Source organism: Bacillus sp. NPDC077027, from assembly GCF_050269555.1.
Classification (GTDB): domain Bacteria; phylum Bacillota; class Bacilli; order Bacillales; family Bacillaceae; genus Bacillus.
On sequence record NZ_JBNNIO010000001.1, the window covers coordinates 112,101 to 129,903 of the forward strand.

Here is a 17,803-nt window from a genome sequence, read left to right on the forward strand (position 1 = left end):
TGAAATATTCTGTTAATTAATGATTGCAAAAGCGTACATAATCAACAATCCCTAATTATAAAGGATGTATGTCTGTTGTCAACATATGTTTTTATACAGGAGTCATGAGTATTTTTCTATCTCAGTATATAAATAAAAAAACAGGGAATTATTTCAGACACATAAAAAAACCCCTTTCTGTAGAAGAAAGGGAGCAAGATGATTTTATGAAACAAGTTGTTTTGTTGGACTGATAAAGAGTGAAATGAGGAAACCAATAAACGCTCCTATGAACGCTGGAATTAGCCATCCGATTCCAAGACTATACAAAGGAACGGTTCCTTCAAGGAATTTTGGTAAAGCGCCCAGATTAACATTTGCTTCAGACAATCCATCAATAATAGCGAAGAAGCCAGTGAACATAAGTGAAACAATATAGATGGCTCTTCTACCGTTAATCCATCGATCAATAAAGGATAGTAGAATAATGACAATGGCAAGTGGATAAATAGTCACAAGTACAGGAACAGAAAGCGCAATGATTTGTGCAAGTCCAAGGTTTGCAACAAACATACTAAATAAAGAAACCACTAACACGACGGTACGGTAAGAGAATTGTGGGAATAGTTTTGAGAAATATTCACCACATGATGACACAAGACCAATACTTGTCGTTAAACAGGCAAATAAGATGGCGACCCCTAACACGAGATTTCCAGCAGAACCAAATAAGAAGTTGGCAGCAAGTGTGAGCAGCTTTCCGCCCTCGTTAGCGCCGACCATTCCAGTGGTATCTGTACTTGAAGCACCGACATATGCAAGTGATACATAGACAAGGGCAAGACCAATGGCAGCAACAATTCCTGCTTTAATACATGCGGCTGTAAGTGATTTTCGGTCTGTAATGCCTCTTTCTTTCACTGCGGTCACAACGACGATACCAAATACAAGAGCCGCGAGAGCATCCATCGTTTTGTAGCCTTCTAAGAAGCCCGTAAAGAGTGGCGAAGCTTCATAGGATTGGTCAGGTGCGCCAATGGCGCCCATTGGTGTTGCAATAGCTTTAATGACAATTAATGCAATGACAGCAAGTAAAATTGGTGTTAAAATTTTACCGATTCGATCTACTAGCTTTGATGGGTTTAAGGCAAGGGCATATGTGATGCCAAAAAAGACGATTGTGAACAAAAATAAAGGCACCCAAGAAGCCGATTGTGTTTGAGACAGAAATGGTGCTATACCTATTTCATAGGAAACTGTTCCAGTACGAGGAATTGCAAAAAATGGTCCTATGGATAAGTACAAAATTAAGGTGAAAATCGTACCGAATTTCGGATGTGCTTTATCAGCCAGGCCTTTTGCGCCCGTACCTGTCAGAGCGATTGCAATGACACCTAACAAGGGAAGGCCTACACCTGTAATAAGAAAACCACCAATGGCAAGCCACATATTTTGCCCCGCATATTGCCCAAGAACGGGTGGGAAAATCATATTGCCTGCGCCAAAAAAAAGCGCGAACAACATCAAACCGATGGCGAGCGTTTCCTTAGGGTTTAAACTATTTTTCATAAAAGGATCCTCCTATAATTGCATTTTTGCATCATATTTAAATATTCTGTCAATTTAAGAGAGAATGTGACAAATGCACTATGCATGATATAGTGAAATTGGAAAATTGTCAATATGCCATTTCCAGAAAATTTCTTAAATACAAGTCAATATGGTAACATATGTACGGTTTGTTAGGAACAAATCAATAAGGAGTTAGTACATGATATATCTTGATAATAGCGCAACAACAAAAGCTGATGAAGAGGTTTTAAACGTATATAACCAAGTAAATGAACGTTTTTTTGGAAATCCATCCTCCCTTCATCAACTGGGAATTGACGCAAGTCGATTGCTCAGAGAAACAAGAAAACAGTTGCTTCAGCATTTGCAATTGAATGACAATGAAGTGGTGTTCACATCTGGGGCAACAGAAGCTAATAATATGGCGATAAAAGGTGCTGCGCTTGCTAGAATGAATCGAGGAAAACACCTTGTGACAAGTATGATTGAACACCCGTCTGTTATTGAATCAATGGAACAACTTACATCACTTTTCGGGTTTGAGGTATCTTATATTCAGGTTGATGAAAATGGACAGATTGATCTGAACTCGCTTCAATCAGCTCTCCGTAAAGATACCATTCTTGTCAGTCTCATGCATGTGAACAACGAAACAGGTGCTATTCAACCTCTAGAGAAAGCGTCAAAACTGATACGCCAATATGCAAAAGACGCGCTTTTTCATGTCGATGGAGTGCAAGGTTTAAATAAAGTGAAGTTGAATGCTCGACAGGTGGACTTTGACTTGTTTACAATGTCAGGGCACAAAATTCACGGCTTAAAAGGGACTGGTGCACTGGTTTTGAAAAAAGGAACCATACTAACTCCTCTGATGACAGGGGGAGAACAAGAATTTGGCATTCGTTCAGGTACTGAAAACCCTGCAGGTGCAGTCAGTTTAGCAAAGGCGGTCAAGCTGACAAAAGAAAAGCTATTTGAACATAGGCAACAAATGATCCTGTTAAAGGAGCAATTAATGAAGCGCCTTTCCGAGATAGAAGGGGTTGTCATGAATACACCTTCAATTGATAGCGCACCACATATTGTGAATTTTTCTGTTCCAGGCATTCAAACAGAAGTACTTTTGCACATGCTTGAGAAGCAGGGCATTTATGTGTCAACGACCTCTGCTTGTTCTGCTAAGAAAAAAGAGCCAAGCCGTGTGCTCCTAGCGATGGGGAAATCAGAAGACATTGCCAAAAGTAGCATTAGAATGAGTCTGACATACGGACAGGGACCTGAGCTTGCAACACAAGTCATCTCTTCACTTGAAAAAAGTGTGAAAAAATTAAAAGGAATGAGAAAAACGACATGAAATATGATCATATTTTAGTTCGCTTTGGTGAAATCTCTACTAAAGGGAAGAACAGAAAGAAATTTATCGAGAAACTCAAGCAAAACATCAGACTTGTGCTTAATGATTTTCAAGCACTTAAATACACTTCTGACCGTGATCGAATTATCATCATGCTAAACGGAGAAAATCCTGAACCTATTTCAGACTTATTAAAAGATGTATTTGGGATTCAAAGCTTTAGTCTTGCTGTGAAATGTGACACGAAACTTGAAGACATCAAGCAGGCATCTTTATCTGCGGTGAACGAGGTATATGCGCCAGGTCATACATTTAAAGTCTCAACAAAACGGTCGTATAAGCAGTTCGAGCTGGATTCAAATGAAATGAATCGAGAAATTGGAGGTCATGTTCTTCGTCATACAGATGATCTCACAGTAAATGTAAAACAGCCTGATGTACATCTGCGTATTGAGATACGAGAACAAGCAACGTATATCACATTTAAAGATGTGAAAGGAGCTGGCGGACTTCCTGTCGGATCAAGTGGAAGAGCGATGCTCATGTTATCTGGTGGCTTTGATAGCCCGGTTGCCGGTTATTATGCAATGAAGCGTGGAATACAAGTAGAGGCTGTTCATTTCTTTAGTCCACCATATACGAGTGAACGAGCAAAACAAAAGGTCATCGATCTCGCAAAGTGTCTTGTAGCATATGGAGGAGAAGTTAAGCTTCATATTGTACCCTTTACAAAAATACAAGAACTCATTCAAAAACAAGTTCCTGAAAACTACACAATGACGTCGACAAGACGAATGATGTTAAAAATAGCAGATCAACTAAGAGTCAAAAGAGATGCACTTGCCATTATTACAGGAGAAAGCTTAGGACAGGTGGCTAGCCAAACTCTTGAAAGCATGTATGCGATCAATGATGTCACTAGAACACCAATTATTCGCCCACTGATTGCAATTGATAAAAATGATATCATTGATGAGGCAAAACGGATTGGCACATATGAGACAAGTATTCAACCGTTTGAAGATTGCTGTACAATTTTTACACCACCATCTCCGAAAACAAAACCGAAGCTTGAGAAAGTAGAAAGATACGAAAGCTTTGCTGATTTTGAACCACTTCTTGAAGAAGCGTGTGACAATATTGAAACAATAATTGTCACAAATGAGAAGAAAACATCAGATGAATTTGCTGATTTATTCTAATGCAATCATTTCATAATAATTACCATTAAATTGAGAGCATGAAGTCATGTGTTTTTACACATTCTATATTCACAAGGAGGTGAGAACACATGGCTCAACAAAACAGACAAAGCAGTTCTAACCAATTAGTAGTACCAGGCGCTGCTCAAGCTATCGACCAAATGAAGTACGAAATCGCTTCTGAATTTGGTGTAAACCTTGGACCAGAAACAACTTCTCGTGCTAACGGTTCAGTTGGTGGAGAAATCACTAAGCGTCTTGTATCTTACGCTCAACAACATATGGGTGGCGGATCTTTCTAAGAAGTAAACAATTAAAAAGCTATGGCTTATGAGCGGGAGTTTTCCCGCTCTTTTTTGATGGGATATTATTAGAATATTTCAAAAAATAAAGACGGATGAGAAAAATTATGGCATAATACTAGGAGTAGGTCTTAATTTAAGCATTTTACATTCAAGCATGTTAGAATGGGGACGCTGAAACATATAAAGGTTTCATAAAGAGAGAGGCTAAAAGGAGCGGTACCATGAAAAGAGAAAATTTAATTGCACCTGAACAATATAATTTAGTGAACGAAATTGAAGCATTCAGCTCAGATCCACACAAGGTGGCCCTTCATTGGCAGGATGGAAACGGTCATGAGGATCATTGGACATATGCATACCTTGTTGAACAAGCAAACAAAATAGGACATGTCTTATTAGATGCTGGCTTCAAAAAAGGAGATAAAATCATCGTCATGGTGCCACGCATGTTAGATGCATATAGCATCTATTTGGCTATTTTAAAAACAGGAATGATTGTCATCCCTTGTTCTGAAATGCTTCGTGCAAAGGATCTGGACTACCGCATTAAGCATGCAGATGCAAAAGGGGCGATTGTTTATGCACCGTTTATCGACTCTTTTGAAGGAACTAAGAGACCAAGTGACTTTGTCACATTTTCAATTGGTGATAATGATAAAGGCTGGACAGATATTCATGCTCAAAAGGAAGAGAAATCACCTGAGCTCCAAATCGCTCAAACAAATCGCAATGATATGGCATTTTTATCATATACATCGGGTACAACAGGAAATCCAAAAGGTGTGGTTCATACACATGGCTGGGCATACGCTCATTTGAGAACAGCCGCTCATGCTTGGCTGTCCATTCATGAAGGAGATAAGGTTTGGGCAACAGCGGGACCAGGCTGGCAAAAATGGGTATGGAGTCCACTCTTATCTGTTCTAGGAAGCGGTGCAGAAGGTTTTGTCTATGGAGGGAAATTCAATCCAAATACGTATTTGGAGCTCCTTGAAAAGAATGAAATCAATGTACTGTGCTGTACACCAACTGAATATCGGTTTATGGCAAAAGTTGATGATTTAAGTCAGTATCAGCTACCCAAGCTACATAGCGCAGTCTCTGCAGGAGAACCATTAAATCGTGAAGTCATTGATACATTTAAACAACATTTTGGTGTAGACGTACGAGATGGATATGGCCAGACAGAGAGTACATTACTCGTAGGTGTACTCAAAGGAATGGAGATCAAACCGGGCAGTATGGGGAAACCGACCCCAGGAAATGAAGTGGATATTATTGATGAGAACGGTAACTCTTGTGCACTAGGAGAAACGGGTGATATTGCAGTTCATGTTGAGACACCTGCTTTATTTAAGGAATATTATAAGGATGAAGAGCGAACAAAGGCCCAGCGAAGAGGTAACTATTTTATTACAGGCGATAGAGCGAAAAAAGATGAGGATGGTTATTTTTGGTTTGAAAGTCGTCGCGATGATATTATTGTCAGCTCAGGCTATACAATTGGACCATTTGAAGTGGAAGATGCATTGATTAAACACCAAGCAGTAAAGGAATGTGCGGTCGTAGCGAGTCCAGATGAAATCAGAGGTTCAATCGTTAAAGCATATGTCGTTCTTCGAGATCCATCTAAGCAAAGTGAAGAGCTTGTAAAAGAATTACAAACACATGTGAAAACGACAACTGCTCCATATAAATACCCAAGGGAAATCGAGTTCATTGAAGAGCTACCGAAAACACCTTCGGCAAAAATCAGACGTGTAGAATTAAGAGAAAGAGAATTAGCGAAAAAAGGACAGAAGTAAACAGAAGCGGTTATGTGGGATTTCCCCATAGACCGCTTCTTTTTTTATTTAGCAATTGGTAAATGAGGATGCCATGAAACACCGAATTTATCCTCAATTCAAGCGACCTTTTCATGAAAAGAATTTCCCTTTGATGGCATGAGCACCTTGCCAGACGTTTGACTGGTGATATTTATCTCATCACAATAATGGTAATAGAATAAGATGTATGTTGAATAAGTGAGAGAAAGAGAGGAGCGTTTGGCTCTCTCGTTTTTGGGGAATGAAAAGCAAAAAAGGGTGGATGATCAATGGAGATGATTTGGTACGGTGGAACAATTTATACGATGGAATCAGAGGGGCATACCGTTCAGGCTGTTTATGTGAAAGACGGAATGATTGAAGAGGTTGGAGCTTTTGATCAGCTCAGTCATAATCACCCTGATGCGATATTGTCTCACATGCAAGGGAAAATAATGTTTCCAGGATTTGTCGATAGTCATATGCATTTAATGGCACATGGAGAAAAACTGTTACGTCTCGACCTGTCCTCATGTTCATCTAAAGAAGAGGTGATAAAATCAGTACAAATAGCAGAGAAAAGTCTAGCACCAGAAGAATGGCTCATTGGAGAAGGCTGGAATGAAAATGTATTTAAAGAGCCACATATGCTAACAAAGCATGATTTAGATCAACACTTTCCGAATCGACCTGTTCTATTAAAACGAATTTGCAGACATGCAGCTACTGTAAATTCTGCTGCACTTCATCAAGCAAGCATCACGAAGATGACACCTTCACCACTTGGTGGCGAAATTGAAAAAGACGGTCAAGGAGATCCAACAGGTCTTTTACTCGATAAAGCCGAGGCACTTGTCCAAGAGGTGCTTCCACCTGTTACACTCTCTTACTTAGAACGAGCATTAAGAGCCGGTATTCGTGATTGCTTAGAAAAGGGGCTGACTGGTGTACATACAGAGGATCTTGCCGGATATGGCGATCCGAAGCTAGTCATGAAAGCATATGAAAACGTCGTTCTATCAGGGGAATTCCCATTTCACTGTCACTTGCTGATTCATCACACAGCACTAGACGCTTGGGACGAGTACCAACCGGCAGAAAATGAGTACCTTGAATATGGTGCAGTCAAAATTTTTGCTGACGGGGCGCTTGGCGGAAGAACGGCTTTATTAAAAGAGCCCTATAGCGATGCTTCACATACAAAAGGGTTGGCTATGCATGATCAAGAAAACTTATATGCTATTGTGGAAAAGGCAAGGATGAAAGGGAGAGAGATAGCCATTCATGCCATTGGGGATCAGGCATTTGAAAATGGTTTGGATGTGCTTGAATCATTACCACCAAAGCCTGGGAGAATCGACCGAATGATTCATGGGCAAGTCTTGACGGAAGAATTAATGAAGAGGGCAGCACGAATGCCGGTTGGGATTGATATTCAGCCACGTTTTGTAGCAAGTGATTTCCCATGGGCAATAGATCGACTTGGCGAAAAACGTGTACAGACATCATTTGCATGGAAACAGCTGTTGACCTTAGGTATTTTATGTGCGGGTGGCTCCGATGCACCGATTGAACCGGTCGATCCTATTTTAGGAATCAAAGCCGCGATTGAGCGAAAAAGCGACCTTGACGGAAAGGTGTATCAAAAAGAAGAATGCCTCTCACTATATGAAGCTATTTGTCTATACACGACGGGCAGTGCAAAAATGGTGCACCAAGAGGAGAAAAATGGGAAAATAAAGGCTGGAGCCGTTGCTCGTTTGACAATGATAGACCGCCAAACAATGTCACATATGCTTTCACCTAAAAACCTTTAAACACGAGCCTAAAGGTTTTTTTACATTGGCTGTGAAAGAAGGCCAGTACGTATCAGTCGATTCTAGTCATCAAATTACCTACTGGAAATGAGAACCCATGATCCTTATGATACAATCCAGTTGGTGTTGTTGGTATTTGGGTAGGATGTGTTTTTGGGAATAAGGGCTCTTCCAGAAACAACCATTAATTGGTAAATTATTGGTGAGTTTACTATATTGGAGGTTTCATGATGAGCAAAGTAAAGTTCTTGTTTTTGGCTGTACTTTTATTTTCACTGTTGTTTGGTCAGGACTATTTGTCAGGAAGGGCGATCAATCTTCCGAATAACGAGCAGCCTTTTGAGACAATAGTCGGAAAAAAAGCGGAACGATTGATAAAGAAAGCGAAGGCAAGCCCACAATTGGCAAAGGCGAAAAAAATTGCTGGAAATAAAGGGTACGAACTCAATGGTAAACGTCTTGCTGTACACATAGCTGATGCCAACACAGATGTGGTCTATTTTTATTTAACCAAAAAACAAACGGAGCAAGACTTGGCGGATACAGCTGCGTTTATTTCAATTTCTTTTGACAAACTGAAAACCTACTATATCCAGCTTGCATCATTTGATGATCAAGGGATTTTGCATTCAACTTTATTAAAAAATGGGCGAGTGACAAATGAATTTCATATCGACCAAAATGGGGAGTTTTTAAAAGGATCATATACCTATGGTGAGGGCAATATAAAAAGAGATATGATGGAATTAAACCCCAAGATAAAGAAAGATATTGGAAATGGTGAAGAGCAGCCAGAGATGAAAACAAGCTTTAATTGGAATAAGTTTTGGAGCTGCCTTAAGAAACAAAGCGGTCCTAATGAGTCCCTTCCGCTTCGTACAATGGTGGCGGGTGCCTGCTATTATGTTTGTTTGACAGGTCCAGCCAGCTGTATTGCGTGTACAGTCATCAATGCAGGAATATCTGCGGGGATTGCCGGATATTGTGTCAAAAAAGTTTGGTGAAAATGGAGGTCGTGAAATGGATGATAAACAGCATAGAAAAGGTGCGATATTAGCAGTTTTAGATACAATCACATTTGGTGTGCCAGGATTGCTTTGGAATCTATACAAAAATACCAATACGACGGTGAAACTGATGGTACCGCTTATACCTATTGTTGGAGTCATTACGTATATTCTGGCTACAATTAAATAAGCTATTGATAATAGCTTATTTAAGCTCGATCAAAAACGAGTGCGTGTATGCCCCTCTTCCAAGATCAAACCTCAGTTCAACCTGTGTAAACGCCATCTTATAAACAGCTGAAATAAGCGTGTAAGCTAAGCCATAAACAACAAGTCGCATCATGAAACGGACATTTATATATAGAAAAAGCGTGTCGCATGAGCCTATAGGCATCATGCTTTTTTCATGTCTGTTTGTTTCTTAAAAATCGTCTTGTTCAGCAGACGGAGTGCATGTGAGATGTCCTCAAATTGTTCAAGTGTTGTAGGATGAAAAGCGTTAAATAGTTCCACTTTCATTTTGGCAAAGGCTTCGTTCATCATTACTTTACCGTTTTGAGACAGGCATACAACATGTTTTCTTTTATCAGACAAATCTTCATGCTTTTCTATTAAATTCTTTTCTCGAAGTTTTTTTAATTCCCTGCTAACATTTGGTAAAGACATTTGCTGACAATCACTAATTTCACTTGGTGTTAGTGGTTCGGATACAGCTAATTGCTCCAAAATGAGATATTGCAAGGTTGTTACGTCCGCTGATTTCACTTTCATCGTTAAATCATGTTTCAGTTGAGAAAAAGTTGTAGCAAAAGCAACGAATTCCTCAAAAAACTGGTCTTTTTTCATGATTCTCACCTCCTCTTGTACGATACCAAATTCATTATCAAAATACAATTATCATTTGACAACTAAAAAGAAAGGGGGTATTATTTTGATTATCAAATGATAATTAAAAGGAGATCAATATGAACATTCTCATTATTTATACTCATCCTCATCATGAAAGCTTAAATGGAGCTTTCCTAAAAGAAATTTTAAAAGGAAGCCATGAAAATTCACATATAAAAGAAGTGAAAACAATCGACTTATATCAAGATCAATTCAATCCTGTACTCGTATTTAATGAACAAAAGAAAAGACGAGATATGCATAAGGATCCTGAAATCGCGCCATATCAGGAGAAGATTAGATGGGCGGATAAACTTGTCTTTGTGTATCCAATTTGGTGGGGGAGACCGCCAGCTATGCTGCTTGGTTTTATTGATCGCATGTTTGCAGCAAACTTTGCTTATAAGAATAAAGGCGGACTTTTCCCAGAGGGATTATTGAAGGGAAAAAGTGCTGTCTGTGTTTCCACCATGCAGGGCCCGTCAAATTATCCCTTATTGTTCTTAAATAATGCACACAAGGTCTTAATGAAAAGGGCACTTTTGAATTTTGTAGGCATCAGACCTGTGAAGTTTTTTGAATTTGGTTCAATGGAAAGTCCAAAAGGAAAACATAAAGCAAAGCTTCAGCGGGTTTATCGATATTTTAGTCAAATCACGTCGTGAGATTGAATATGTGTAAGTCGTATTTCTTCTAATTTTACCCTTATATGCTTTAAACTTACATTGACAGGGTGGAAACGATTACCCTGATCAAATGGGGGAAGAGGGTTATGATGAAGAGAATACTTTTTAAAAATGCGGCATTATTGACACTTGATCAACAACTAGGTTTTATAGAAAAAGGCGATATGCTGATTGAGGGATCTAAGATTTCAGAGGTAGCGCCATTTATTCATGCTGATAACGTAGAGGTCGTTGATGCGACTGATATGATTCTTATGCCGGGGCTTGTCGATACACATCGTCATGTCTGGCAATCTGTCATACGTGGCATTGGTGCAGACTGGTCATTACAAACGTATTTGAGTAAAATTTATTATGGCAATTATGGGGCAATGAGAAGACCTTCAGATGATCGTATTGCGAATTATTTAGGTGCACTAGAGGCATTAGATGCAGGGGTTACAACGCTCTTAGACTGGACGATGATTAATTCAAAGGATCATACCGATGAGCTGATTGGCGGGCTGGAAGATGCCGGAATTCGTGCAGTCTTTGCTTTTGGTACGTCTGGGGAGGCAACATATTGGAACAGAGAGAGTACCCTCACCAATATGGATGAAGCAGAGCAGGTCAAAAAAGCACACTTTCAATCGACAGATCAGTTATTAACAATGGGACTTGCGATCAGAGGGCCAGAGTTCTCCTCGTTTGAAACGACTGTATTAGAAATTGAAACAGCACGGTCTTTAGATGCTTTATGCAGTATGCACATTGGCTTTGGGAATTGGGGAGCAACTGATCGCTCGATTGAAAAACTTCATCACGCTGGCTTGCTCGGTCCGGATTTAAATATGGTTCACATCAATGCCATTGATGCTGAACAAATGAAGATGCTTGCCGCAAACGGAAGCTCAATTTCTGTCACACCTGAAATTGAAATGATGATGGGACACGGTTATCCTGTCACAGGGCTTGCCATTGAAAACGGTGTGCGTCCAACACTTGGGGTGGATGTAGTGACTTCAACAGGTGGAGATTTATTTGCTCAAATGAAGTTTGCTTTACAGGCAGAGCGAGCTGTGCAGAACCAAGCTTTACTCGAAGAAGGTGTGATGCCAGGGCCAGAACTTGCGTTATCTGCTCATCAAATGCTAGAAGCGGCCACCATTGATGGTGCTCGTGCACTAAGACTTGATCACAAAATTGGATCATTAACACCAGGAAAAGAAGCAGATTTTATCATGGTGAACAGAACGTGTATGAACTTTCTACCAATGACAGATCCTGCCGGTGCGATTGTTCAGAGCGCACATCCATCTAATGTTGATTCGGTATATGTAGCAGGTAAGGTGGTAAAACGACATGGCAAGTTTGTTGATGTAAATCTTGAGAAGGTGAAGCAAAAAGCTTTTGCGGCAAGAGATCACATTTTATCACACACATTTGAAACGACTCATTCATGAAAAACCCCCATAGGCTTTAGCCTATGGGGACTGTTTATAACGCTTGTTTGATGACCTTTCGATAATACAGAACGGACAAAATACCGAAGATTGAGTAAAGTACCGTATAGAGAATCATTACGATGAACATCGGTACCCAAAGCTCTGCCCCGAATAAAAACCAACCTGATTGTATAGCGAAGTAACTATGCAAAAGACCGATCAAAAGCGGGATGCCAAAGTTAAATAATTGTTTTAGCTGAATTCCCTTTAAAAGGTCATTTTCTGTGAATCCAAGCTTACGTAAAATCGTATAGCTACCTTGCTCCTCTTCACTTTCATCCATCTGTTTAAAATATAAAATACAGCCAGATGTCACAAGGAAGGTCAGTCCAAGGAATCCAACAATAAACATAATGAGACCCATGTTTTGTTTTTGTTCATTGCTTAAATCTAAGCGAGACATACTGTATTTGTTTAGATTAAGTGAAGTAAATACTTGATTCGCCTGTTCAAGCTGTTCTTCTTTTGCAATATTGATGGCTATATATTGATCGTATGGGAGTTGTATCTTTTTATTTATTTGTTTTTGCAGTTGCTGGAAGATGTGATCATTTACAACGGCGACAGGCATTCCGCCACTTGTGAAATTATATGAGATCAAATGATCCTTCCGCATCTCCTTCATCTTTAATTTGATCGGTTTTTTGAGAAGGAGCTCTATCTCGCCAGTGTTTTTGATAGGCATCACTTTCTGTAACAAATCATTGTAGCCACTAAGAATGACTTCATCTTCTTTTACTTCAAAACCGTCTATACTTTTCTGACTGATCACAGAGAACATGAGTACCTTCGAATTGACTTGAAGGTTACTGACATCGGTATCGATGATATTCTCTGCATTAAAATCAGCTTGTATGACCTTGGTTCGGTTTTGTTCGTAGGAAATCTGTTTTTCTGAAAGTGCGTCCGTAAAGGCTTTCTCATCTTTAACAGAGGTCATGACAAAATGAGCTGGAATGTTTTGTTCTGCTGTTTTTTCTGCCGAGTAATAAGAAATATAACTTAAGGACAATAAACCGATAGCAAGTGCTGAAACCGTTGTGATAATTGTCAAAAGAAGTGCATTTGATTTTAAACGGAACATGATCGATGATAAGGATAGCACTTCATGAATGGCCAAATAGCCTTTTTTTCGCTTTCTTATGATGTTCGCAATAAACGACACAGATCCTTTGTAAAAAAGGAATGTCCCGATGATAACAGTCCCTAGAATGAATAGCATTGCTAGGAATAACTCAGTCATTGTGACGTAATCACCGCTGAACAATTTAGAAGAGATATAGTATCCAGAACCGATAGAGACGATCCCGATGATTCCAATGATCATTTCAAAGATAGAGATTCTTTTGACACGCTGTTCAGTGGAAGAAGTCGCTCTGAATAGAGATAAAATGTTTTGCTTTTTGATAAAGCGATAATTTCTTAGCATGATCAATAGATAAATCGCAAGAAACACAATGATCGTTTGGATAAGTGCTGTTTTTGAAAAATGAAGCGGTGCAATCGCATTTACACCAGTGACCTTAAATAAAATCATCATCATGAGTTTTGAACTGATAAAGCCAGCAAAAATACCAACAAGCATTGAGACAAGATATAAAATAAAGTTCTCCGCACTGAGCATCTTAAAAATGTTTTGCTTCGTCATCCCGATTAATTGGAATAAACCAATTTCTCTGCTTCTTCGTTTAATAAAAATCGTATTTGCATAAAGAAGAAAAATAGCGACAATGCCAATCAGTAAAATTGATCCAGCTCTAATGGCAGCGCCACCCTTAATTGAACCGCTCACATCGTCCATCGACGGAGAATATTGCAAGGTCACAAAGGCAAAATAGAGTGCCACACTAAAGATTAACGCAAAGACATATAAATAGTAGTTCTTCAAGTTTTTCTTCAGGTTGCGGAAGATGAGCTGATTAATGTTCATTATTTACACCGCCTAAAACACCTTGCGTTTTCATGATATCCTCGAAAAATACCTTTCGCTCTACTTCACCTTTATTGAGTTGTGTGTAAATATGTCCATCCTTAATGAAGATCACTCTGCTTGAATAACTTGCTGCAACTGGATCATGGGTGACCATGACGATGGTTGCTTTTCGTTTTTGGTTCAAGTCCTTTAATTTATTCAATAGGTCTGAAGCTGATTTTGAATCTAGTGCACCCGTAGGCTCATCAGCAAAAATGAGGCTTGGTTCATGAATGAAGGCTCGGGCAGCGGATGTTCGCTGTTTTTGACCTCCTGATATTTCATTCGGATATTTATCACGCAATTCATAGATGCCCATGTCCTCGGCAAGCTGTTGAAAGCGTTGGAAGGCTTCTTTTTTAGGCGTGTTTGAAATGGAAAGTGGTAGAAGAATGTTTTCTTTCACCGTTAAGGTATCCAGCAGATTATAATCTTGAAACACAAAACCAAGATGATTTTTCCTGAATTCGGCGAGTTGCTTTTCTTTCATTTTTGTCATTTCAACATTTCCGATTTGAATGGAACCGCCTGATACCTGATCGATAGAAGAGAGGACATTGAGTAATGTCGTTTTTCCTGATCCAGAAGGGCCCATGATGCTAACAAATTCGCCTTCTACAATAGATAAATCAATTCCTTTTAAAACTTCCTGTTTGTTAAATTTATTTCCATAGCTTTTATAAAGCTTGCGCGCTTCTAGTATATTCATCGACTTACCCCTTTTTCCTTATGTGATATACCTATTATAAAAAGAACGACAGATGACTTCCTTCGATTGGGCGAACAAAAATAGAAGGGCATGTGACATTTTTGTCACATGCCCGCAATATGGACAAAATCATTTTTTCTAGGAAAAACAAACGTTACGTCAGTACCGCAATCTACTTTTGAGTCTACGTGAATGGTCATGTGGAGAGCGGTTGCTCCCTTTTTGGTTAAATAAAGTCCCATTCCTGTCGATGCAGTGTCAAGGTGATTGGTTGTTGAAGTAAAGCCTTTATCAAAAATGCGTGGTAAGTCTCTTGGGTCGATTCCTCGCCCTTTGTCTTTGATTCTGAGAACAGTCTTGCCATCAAGCTGATTACTTGTAATGACAATATCAGATGCTTCACTGTATTTCACGGCATTTGTAAGTACTTGCCTGATCATAAAGGATAACCATTTGGCATCACTTAATACATGCTTTTGATCAAGTGAAAGGTCAAAACCGATGCCTTTTTGCATACACCATGATAGGAGCGGTCTAATTTCTTTTGTCACAATGGCTTGCAAATCAAGTGATTCGATGTAAAGATCATTTTCAATGTGCTGTAACCGGCTTTGATGAAGCTGAGCATCTAATAGTAAATGAATTCGAAGCCATTCATAAGTAAGATTTGATTTAAGTGGCTGTTCCTTTATTCGGTCGATCATTAAATGCATGGCCGTCAGTGGTGTTTTCACCTCATGAATCCAAGCGAGTAGCTCATCTTTTTCTTCTTCTCGCTCCGTTTGATGCTGCCAGGCCATCTGCCTGTAGCGTTTGATTTGTTCGGTCATTGTGTCGTGAATTAGCTGTTCAAATGGTGAGTCGGGGGGATGAGTATTTTGATCATTAATATGCTCATCCCACTCTTTTAAGGCTTGGAAATAGGCAGTTTCTTTTCGGAACCGAAGGATGAGAAAGACGATCATCATCGAACTTGATATGAAGACGATGTAGAGAAGGGATGTGAATGGGATCGTCGCATCAAGGAAAGCCACAAACAAAATGAGGAGCTGTAAGCTAAGCAAAAAAAGAATCCAGCTTCTTCTTTCTTTTAAATAGGCAAGAATCATGATATGTCATCCTTTTCTTTCGCGATGTAGCCTTGACCGACCTTTGTCTCAATCAATAAACCTAGTTCAATCTCATCTAGCTTTTTCCGAAGGCGATTCACATTCACCGTTAAGGTATTATCACTGACAAAGCGCTCATCGTCCCAAAGGCTTTGAATCAGAGACTCACGGCTGACAATCTTATTTTTATGTTGAACCAATTGTTTGAGGATAAACAATTCATTTTTCGTTAATTCAACGTCACCGTGTTCGTTTGTGATAGTGCTTTTCTCCATGTCGATCGTTGCCCCGTTCCATAGCTTTAAATACACAGGCTCTGCATTATAATCGTGAACGCGACGAAGAACGGCTTGAATCTTGGCGATCAGTACATCAAAATGAAAGGGCTTTTGTATAAAATCATCTGCTCCTAGCTGCATCGACATAACCATGTCAGCAGGGTGATCACGGGATGATAGGAAGATGATAGGAAGATTAGAATGATGTCTGATCATACGACACCAATGAAAGCCATCATATTTTGGTAATTGAATATCAATAATGACAAGATCAGGCTGAACGGCTGTAAATTCTTGTACAACTTGATTGAAGTCTTGAATTCCATGAACTTCATAGGACCAGTTCACTAAACGCTCCTTTATTTCTTGAAAGAGGGTCATATCATCCTCAATGAGCAAAATTTTAAACAATACACGCACCACACTTTATTTTGAAGTTCTTCCAATATGTAAATTGTAGCGGAAAAAGTCGACTTTCGCTACAATATAAAAAAGCAAGGAGAGTAGTGCTCCTTGCTTTTCATTATTTACCTAAAAAATTCTTTTTAAAGAATGATAATTGGTATTCAAGTGATAATGGATCATTGAAGTAGAACTGTTCAGCTGTTGCCTCAAATACACGATTATTTTTGACTGCAGGAATGGATTTATAAATTTCAGTGTCTTGGAATGCGTTGTCCGCGGAACTACTTTTACTGAAAATCATATAATCACCCGAAAATTCAGGGAGCACTTCTGTTGATAGTGAATAGTAACCATCTTTTAGTGCTTTCTCTTTTACCTTTGCAGGCATTTTTAGTTTCATTGCTTGGTATAAAATTTCAGTCCCGCGTCCCCAAGCATCCCCGAAAACATAAAGCTGTTTTGAGTTGCCTTCAAATACTGAAACAGTGGCGTCTTTTCCGATTTTCGCTTTAATTTCATCGCCAGCTTCAGCCGTACGCTTTTTGAAATCTTTGACCCAGGCTCTTGCTTCTTTTTCCTTATTAAGGACTTTACCGATTTCAATATGCTGCTGTAAGTAGTCTACTTTGTTGTAAGTAAACAAGACGGTTGGTGCGATTTTTTTGAGTTTATCAATATTTTTAATGCTATTTAAACCGATAATGACATCAGGTTTAAGCTTCATAATTTTTTCAACATTTGCATCAGATATTTCTTCTACATCTTTTAATTTCTTTTGAAAGCGTGGATTGTTTTTTGACCAAGAATCAACGCCAACAAGGTTTACGCCAAGTGACATCACATTACCAGCATAAGAAGATAACACAACAACACGTTTAGGGTTTGCTGGAACCTTCACTGGACCTGTTTCAGATTGATATGTAATCTTGCCAGATGCCTCTTTTTTGCTGCTTTGTTTATTTGAGGAGGAATTGCTGTCGCTGTTGCCGCAAGCGCTTAATACAAGCACAAAGATGAGCATGAGCGGAATAAATAATTTCTTCATAAATTTAGACTCCTTTGACATGGGCACAAAAGCCGTTTGATTGTTTCATTGATTGATAATAATTATCATTATCACCGTCAAACATAATATAATATGCCTATACTATGTTGTCAATTACATTTTGTAAGTTAAATAATGTAATAGAAGTGTTGCTGTACCAACATTCAACATATTTGGTATGTTAGA

Annotated in this window: 16 protein-coding genes; 9 read left to right on the forward strand and 7 right to left on the reverse strand. The window is 39.1% G+C overall.

Annotation, left to right across the window (positions count from 1 at the left end):
- Positions 1-204: 204 nt before the first annotated feature.
- Positions 205-1,548 (reverse strand): branched-chain amino acid transport system II carrier protein, encoded by a 1,344-nt coding sequence (gene brnQ, locus ACQKEZ_RS00685; protein ID WP_427297892.1) that lies wholly within the window; start codon positions 1,546-1,548, stop codon positions 205-207.
- A 202-nt stretch (positions 1,549-1,750) separates the two neighbouring features.
- On the opposite strand from brnQ, the gene ACQKEZ_RS00690 reads away from it, so the two are divergent.
- From ACQKEZ_RS00690 to ACQKEZ_RS00720, 7 genes are all read left to right on the forward strand, one after another.
- Entirely contained in the window at positions 1,751-2,905 is a 1,155-nt protein-coding gene (locus ACQKEZ_RS00690; protein WP_427297894.1) for a cysteine desulfurase family protein, read from the forward strand.
- Entirely contained in the window at positions 2,902-4,107 is a 1,206-nt protein-coding gene (gene thiI / locus ACQKEZ_RS00695; protein ID WP_427297896.1) for a tRNA uracil 4-sulfurtransferase ThiI, read from the forward strand. The genes ACQKEZ_RS00690 and thiI overlap by 4 nt, the downstream gene beginning before the upstream one ends.
- Before the next feature lie 89 nt (positions 4,108-4,196).
- Entirely contained in the window at positions 4,197-4,409 is a 213-nt protein-coding gene (locus ACQKEZ_RS00700; protein WP_427297898.1) for a small, acid-soluble spore protein, alpha/beta type, read from the forward strand.
- 224 nt (positions 4,410-4,633) lie between these two features.
- Entirely contained in the window at positions 4,634-6,217 is a 1,584-nt protein-coding gene (mbcS, locus tag ACQKEZ_RS00705) for an acyl-CoA synthetase MbcS (protein WP_427297900.1), read from the forward strand.
- Positions 6,218-6,507: 290 nt separating this feature from the next.
- Positions 6,508-8,034, forward strand: a complete 1,527-nt coding sequence (locus ACQKEZ_RS00710) for an amidohydrolase (RefSeq protein ID WP_427297902.1) — start codon at positions 6,508-6,510, stop codon at positions 8,032-8,034.
- 227 nt (positions 8,035-8,261) lie between these two features.
- The gene (locus ACQKEZ_RS00715) at positions 8,262-9,038 is read left to right on the forward strand and encodes a hypothetical protein (protein WP_427297904.1); all 777 of its coding nucleotides are present in this window, start codon (positions 8,262-8,264) and stop codon (positions 9,036-9,038) included.
- A gap of 16 nt (positions 9,039-9,054) precedes the next feature.
- A complete protein-coding gene (locus ACQKEZ_RS00720; protein WP_427297906.1) occupies positions 9,055-9,231 on the forward strand; it encodes a hypothetical protein in 177 nt (58 codons plus the stop codon).
- Positions 9,232-9,434: 203 nt separating this feature from the next.
- Here ACQKEZ_RS00720 and ACQKEZ_RS00725 read toward each other — a convergent pair whose 3' ends face one another.
- Positions 9,435-9,887, reverse strand: coding sequence for a MarR family winged helix-turn-helix transcriptional regulator (locus ACQKEZ_RS00725; RefSeq protein ID WP_427297908.1), 453 nt, complete (start codon positions 9,885-9,887; stop codon positions 9,435-9,437).
- Between the two features lie 119 nt (positions 9,888-10,006).
- Here ACQKEZ_RS00725 and ACQKEZ_RS00730 point away from each other — a divergent pair, with 119 nt between their 5' ends.
- Both ACQKEZ_RS00730 and ACQKEZ_RS00735 read left to right on the forward strand, forming a co-directional pair.
- Complete coding sequence (locus ACQKEZ_RS00730; RefSeq protein WP_427297910.1) at positions 10,007-10,594, forward strand: NAD(P)H-dependent oxidoreductase; 588 nt, start codon at positions 10,007-10,009, stop codon at positions 10,592-10,594.
- 110 nt (positions 10,595-10,704) lie between these two features.
- Entirely contained in the window at positions 10,705-12,057 is a 1,353-nt protein-coding gene (locus tag ACQKEZ_RS00735; protein WP_427299275.1) for an amidohydrolase family protein, read from the forward strand.
- Positions 12,058-12,091: 34 nt separating this feature from the next.
- Here the strand turns inward: ACQKEZ_RS00735 and ACQKEZ_RS00740 are convergent, their stop codons facing one another.
- From ACQKEZ_RS00740 to ACQKEZ_RS00760, 5 genes are all read right to left on the reverse strand, one after another.
- Positions 12,092-14,029, reverse strand: coding sequence for an FtsX-like permease family protein (locus ACQKEZ_RS00740; protein WP_427297912.1), 1,938 nt, complete (start codon positions 14,027-14,029; stop codon positions 12,092-12,094).
- A complete protein-coding gene (locus ACQKEZ_RS00745; RefSeq protein WP_427297914.1) occupies positions 14,019-14,780 on the reverse strand; it encodes an ABC transporter ATP-binding protein in 762 nt (253 codons plus the stop codon). Before ACQKEZ_RS00745 ends, ACQKEZ_RS00740 begins: the two co-directional genes overlap by 11 nt.
- A gap of 104 nt (positions 14,781-14,884) precedes the next feature.
- A complete protein-coding gene (locus tag ACQKEZ_RS00750; RefSeq protein ID WP_427297916.1) occupies positions 14,885-15,889 on the reverse strand; it encodes a sensor histidine kinase in 1,005 nt (334 codons plus the stop codon).
- Positions 15,886-16,578, reverse strand: coding sequence for a response regulator (locus tag ACQKEZ_RS00755; RefSeq protein WP_427297918.1), 693 nt, complete (start codon positions 16,576-16,578; stop codon positions 15,886-15,888). The genes ACQKEZ_RS00750 and ACQKEZ_RS00755 overlap by 4 nt, the downstream gene beginning before the upstream one ends.
- A gap of 112 nt (positions 16,579-16,690) precedes the next feature.
- Positions 16,691-17,617, reverse strand: coding sequence for an iron-hydroxamate ABC transporter substrate-binding protein (locus ACQKEZ_RS00760; RefSeq protein ID WP_427297920.1), 927 nt, complete (start codon positions 17,615-17,617; stop codon positions 16,691-16,693).
- Between the last annotated feature and the right edge of the window lie 186 nt (positions 17,618-17,803).

What these genes read in the sequence shown, in the direction of transcription:
- ACQKEZ_RS00740 (WP_427297912.1), bottom strand. Translation starts at nt 14,029, where the DNA reads ATGAACATTAATCAGCTCATCTTCCGCAACCTGAAGAAAAACTTGAAG.
- ACQKEZ_RS00725 (WP_427297908.1), bottom strand. Translation starts at nt 9,887, where the DNA reads ATGAAAAAAGACCAGTTTTTTGAGGAATTCGTTGCTTTTGCTACAACT.
- mbcS (WP_427297900.1), top strand. Translation starts at nt 4,634, where the DNA reads ATGAAAAGAGAAAATTTAATTGCACCTGAACAATATAATTTAGTGAAC.
- thiI (WP_427297896.1), top strand. Translation starts at nt 2,902, where the DNA reads ATGAAATATGATCATATTTTAGTTCGCTTTGGTGAAATCTCTACTAAA.
- ACQKEZ_RS00700 (WP_427297898.1), top strand. Translation starts at nt 4,197, where the DNA reads ATGGCTCAACAAAACAGACAAAGCAGTTCTAACCAATTAGTAGTACCA.
- ACQKEZ_RS00720 (WP_427297906.1), top strand. Translation starts at nt 9,055, where the DNA reads ATGGATGATAAACAGCATAGAAAAGGTGCGATATTAGCAGTTTTAGAT.
- ACQKEZ_RS00760 (WP_427297920.1), bottom strand. Translation starts at nt 17,617, where the DNA reads ATGAAGAAATTATTTATTCCGCTCATGCTCATCTTTGTGCTTGTATTA.
- ACQKEZ_RS00715 (WP_427297904.1), top strand. Translation starts at nt 8,262, where the DNA reads ATGATGAGCAAAGTAAAGTTCTTGTTTTTGGCTGTACTTTTATTTTCA.
- ACQKEZ_RS00735 (WP_427299275.1), top strand. Translation starts at nt 10,705, where the DNA reads ATGAAGAGAATACTTTTTAAAAATGCGGCATTATTGACACTTGATCAA.
- ACQKEZ_RS00690 (WP_427297894.1), top strand. Translation starts at nt 1,751, where the DNA reads ATGATATATCTTGATAATAGCGCAACAACAAAAGCTGATGAAGAGGTT.
- ACQKEZ_RS00745 (WP_427297914.1), bottom strand. Translation starts at nt 14,780, where the DNA reads ATGAATATACTAGAAGCGCGCAAGCTTTATAAAAGCTATGGAAATAAA.
- ACQKEZ_RS00710 (WP_427297902.1), top strand. Translation starts at nt 6,508, where the DNA reads ATGGAGATGATTTGGTACGGTGGAACAATTTATACGATGGAATCAGAG.
- brnQ (WP_427297892.1), bottom strand. Translation starts at nt 1,548, where the DNA reads ATGAAAAATAGTTTAAACCCTAAGGAAACGCTCGCCATCGGTTTGATG.
- ACQKEZ_RS00750 (WP_427297916.1), bottom strand. Translation starts at nt 15,889, where the DNA reads ATGATTCTTGCCTATTTAAAAGAAAGAAGAAGCTGGATTCTTTTTTTG.
- ACQKEZ_RS00730 (WP_427297910.1), top strand. Translation starts at nt 10,007, where the DNA reads ATGAACATTCTCATTATTTATACTCATCCTCATCATGAAAGCTTAAAT.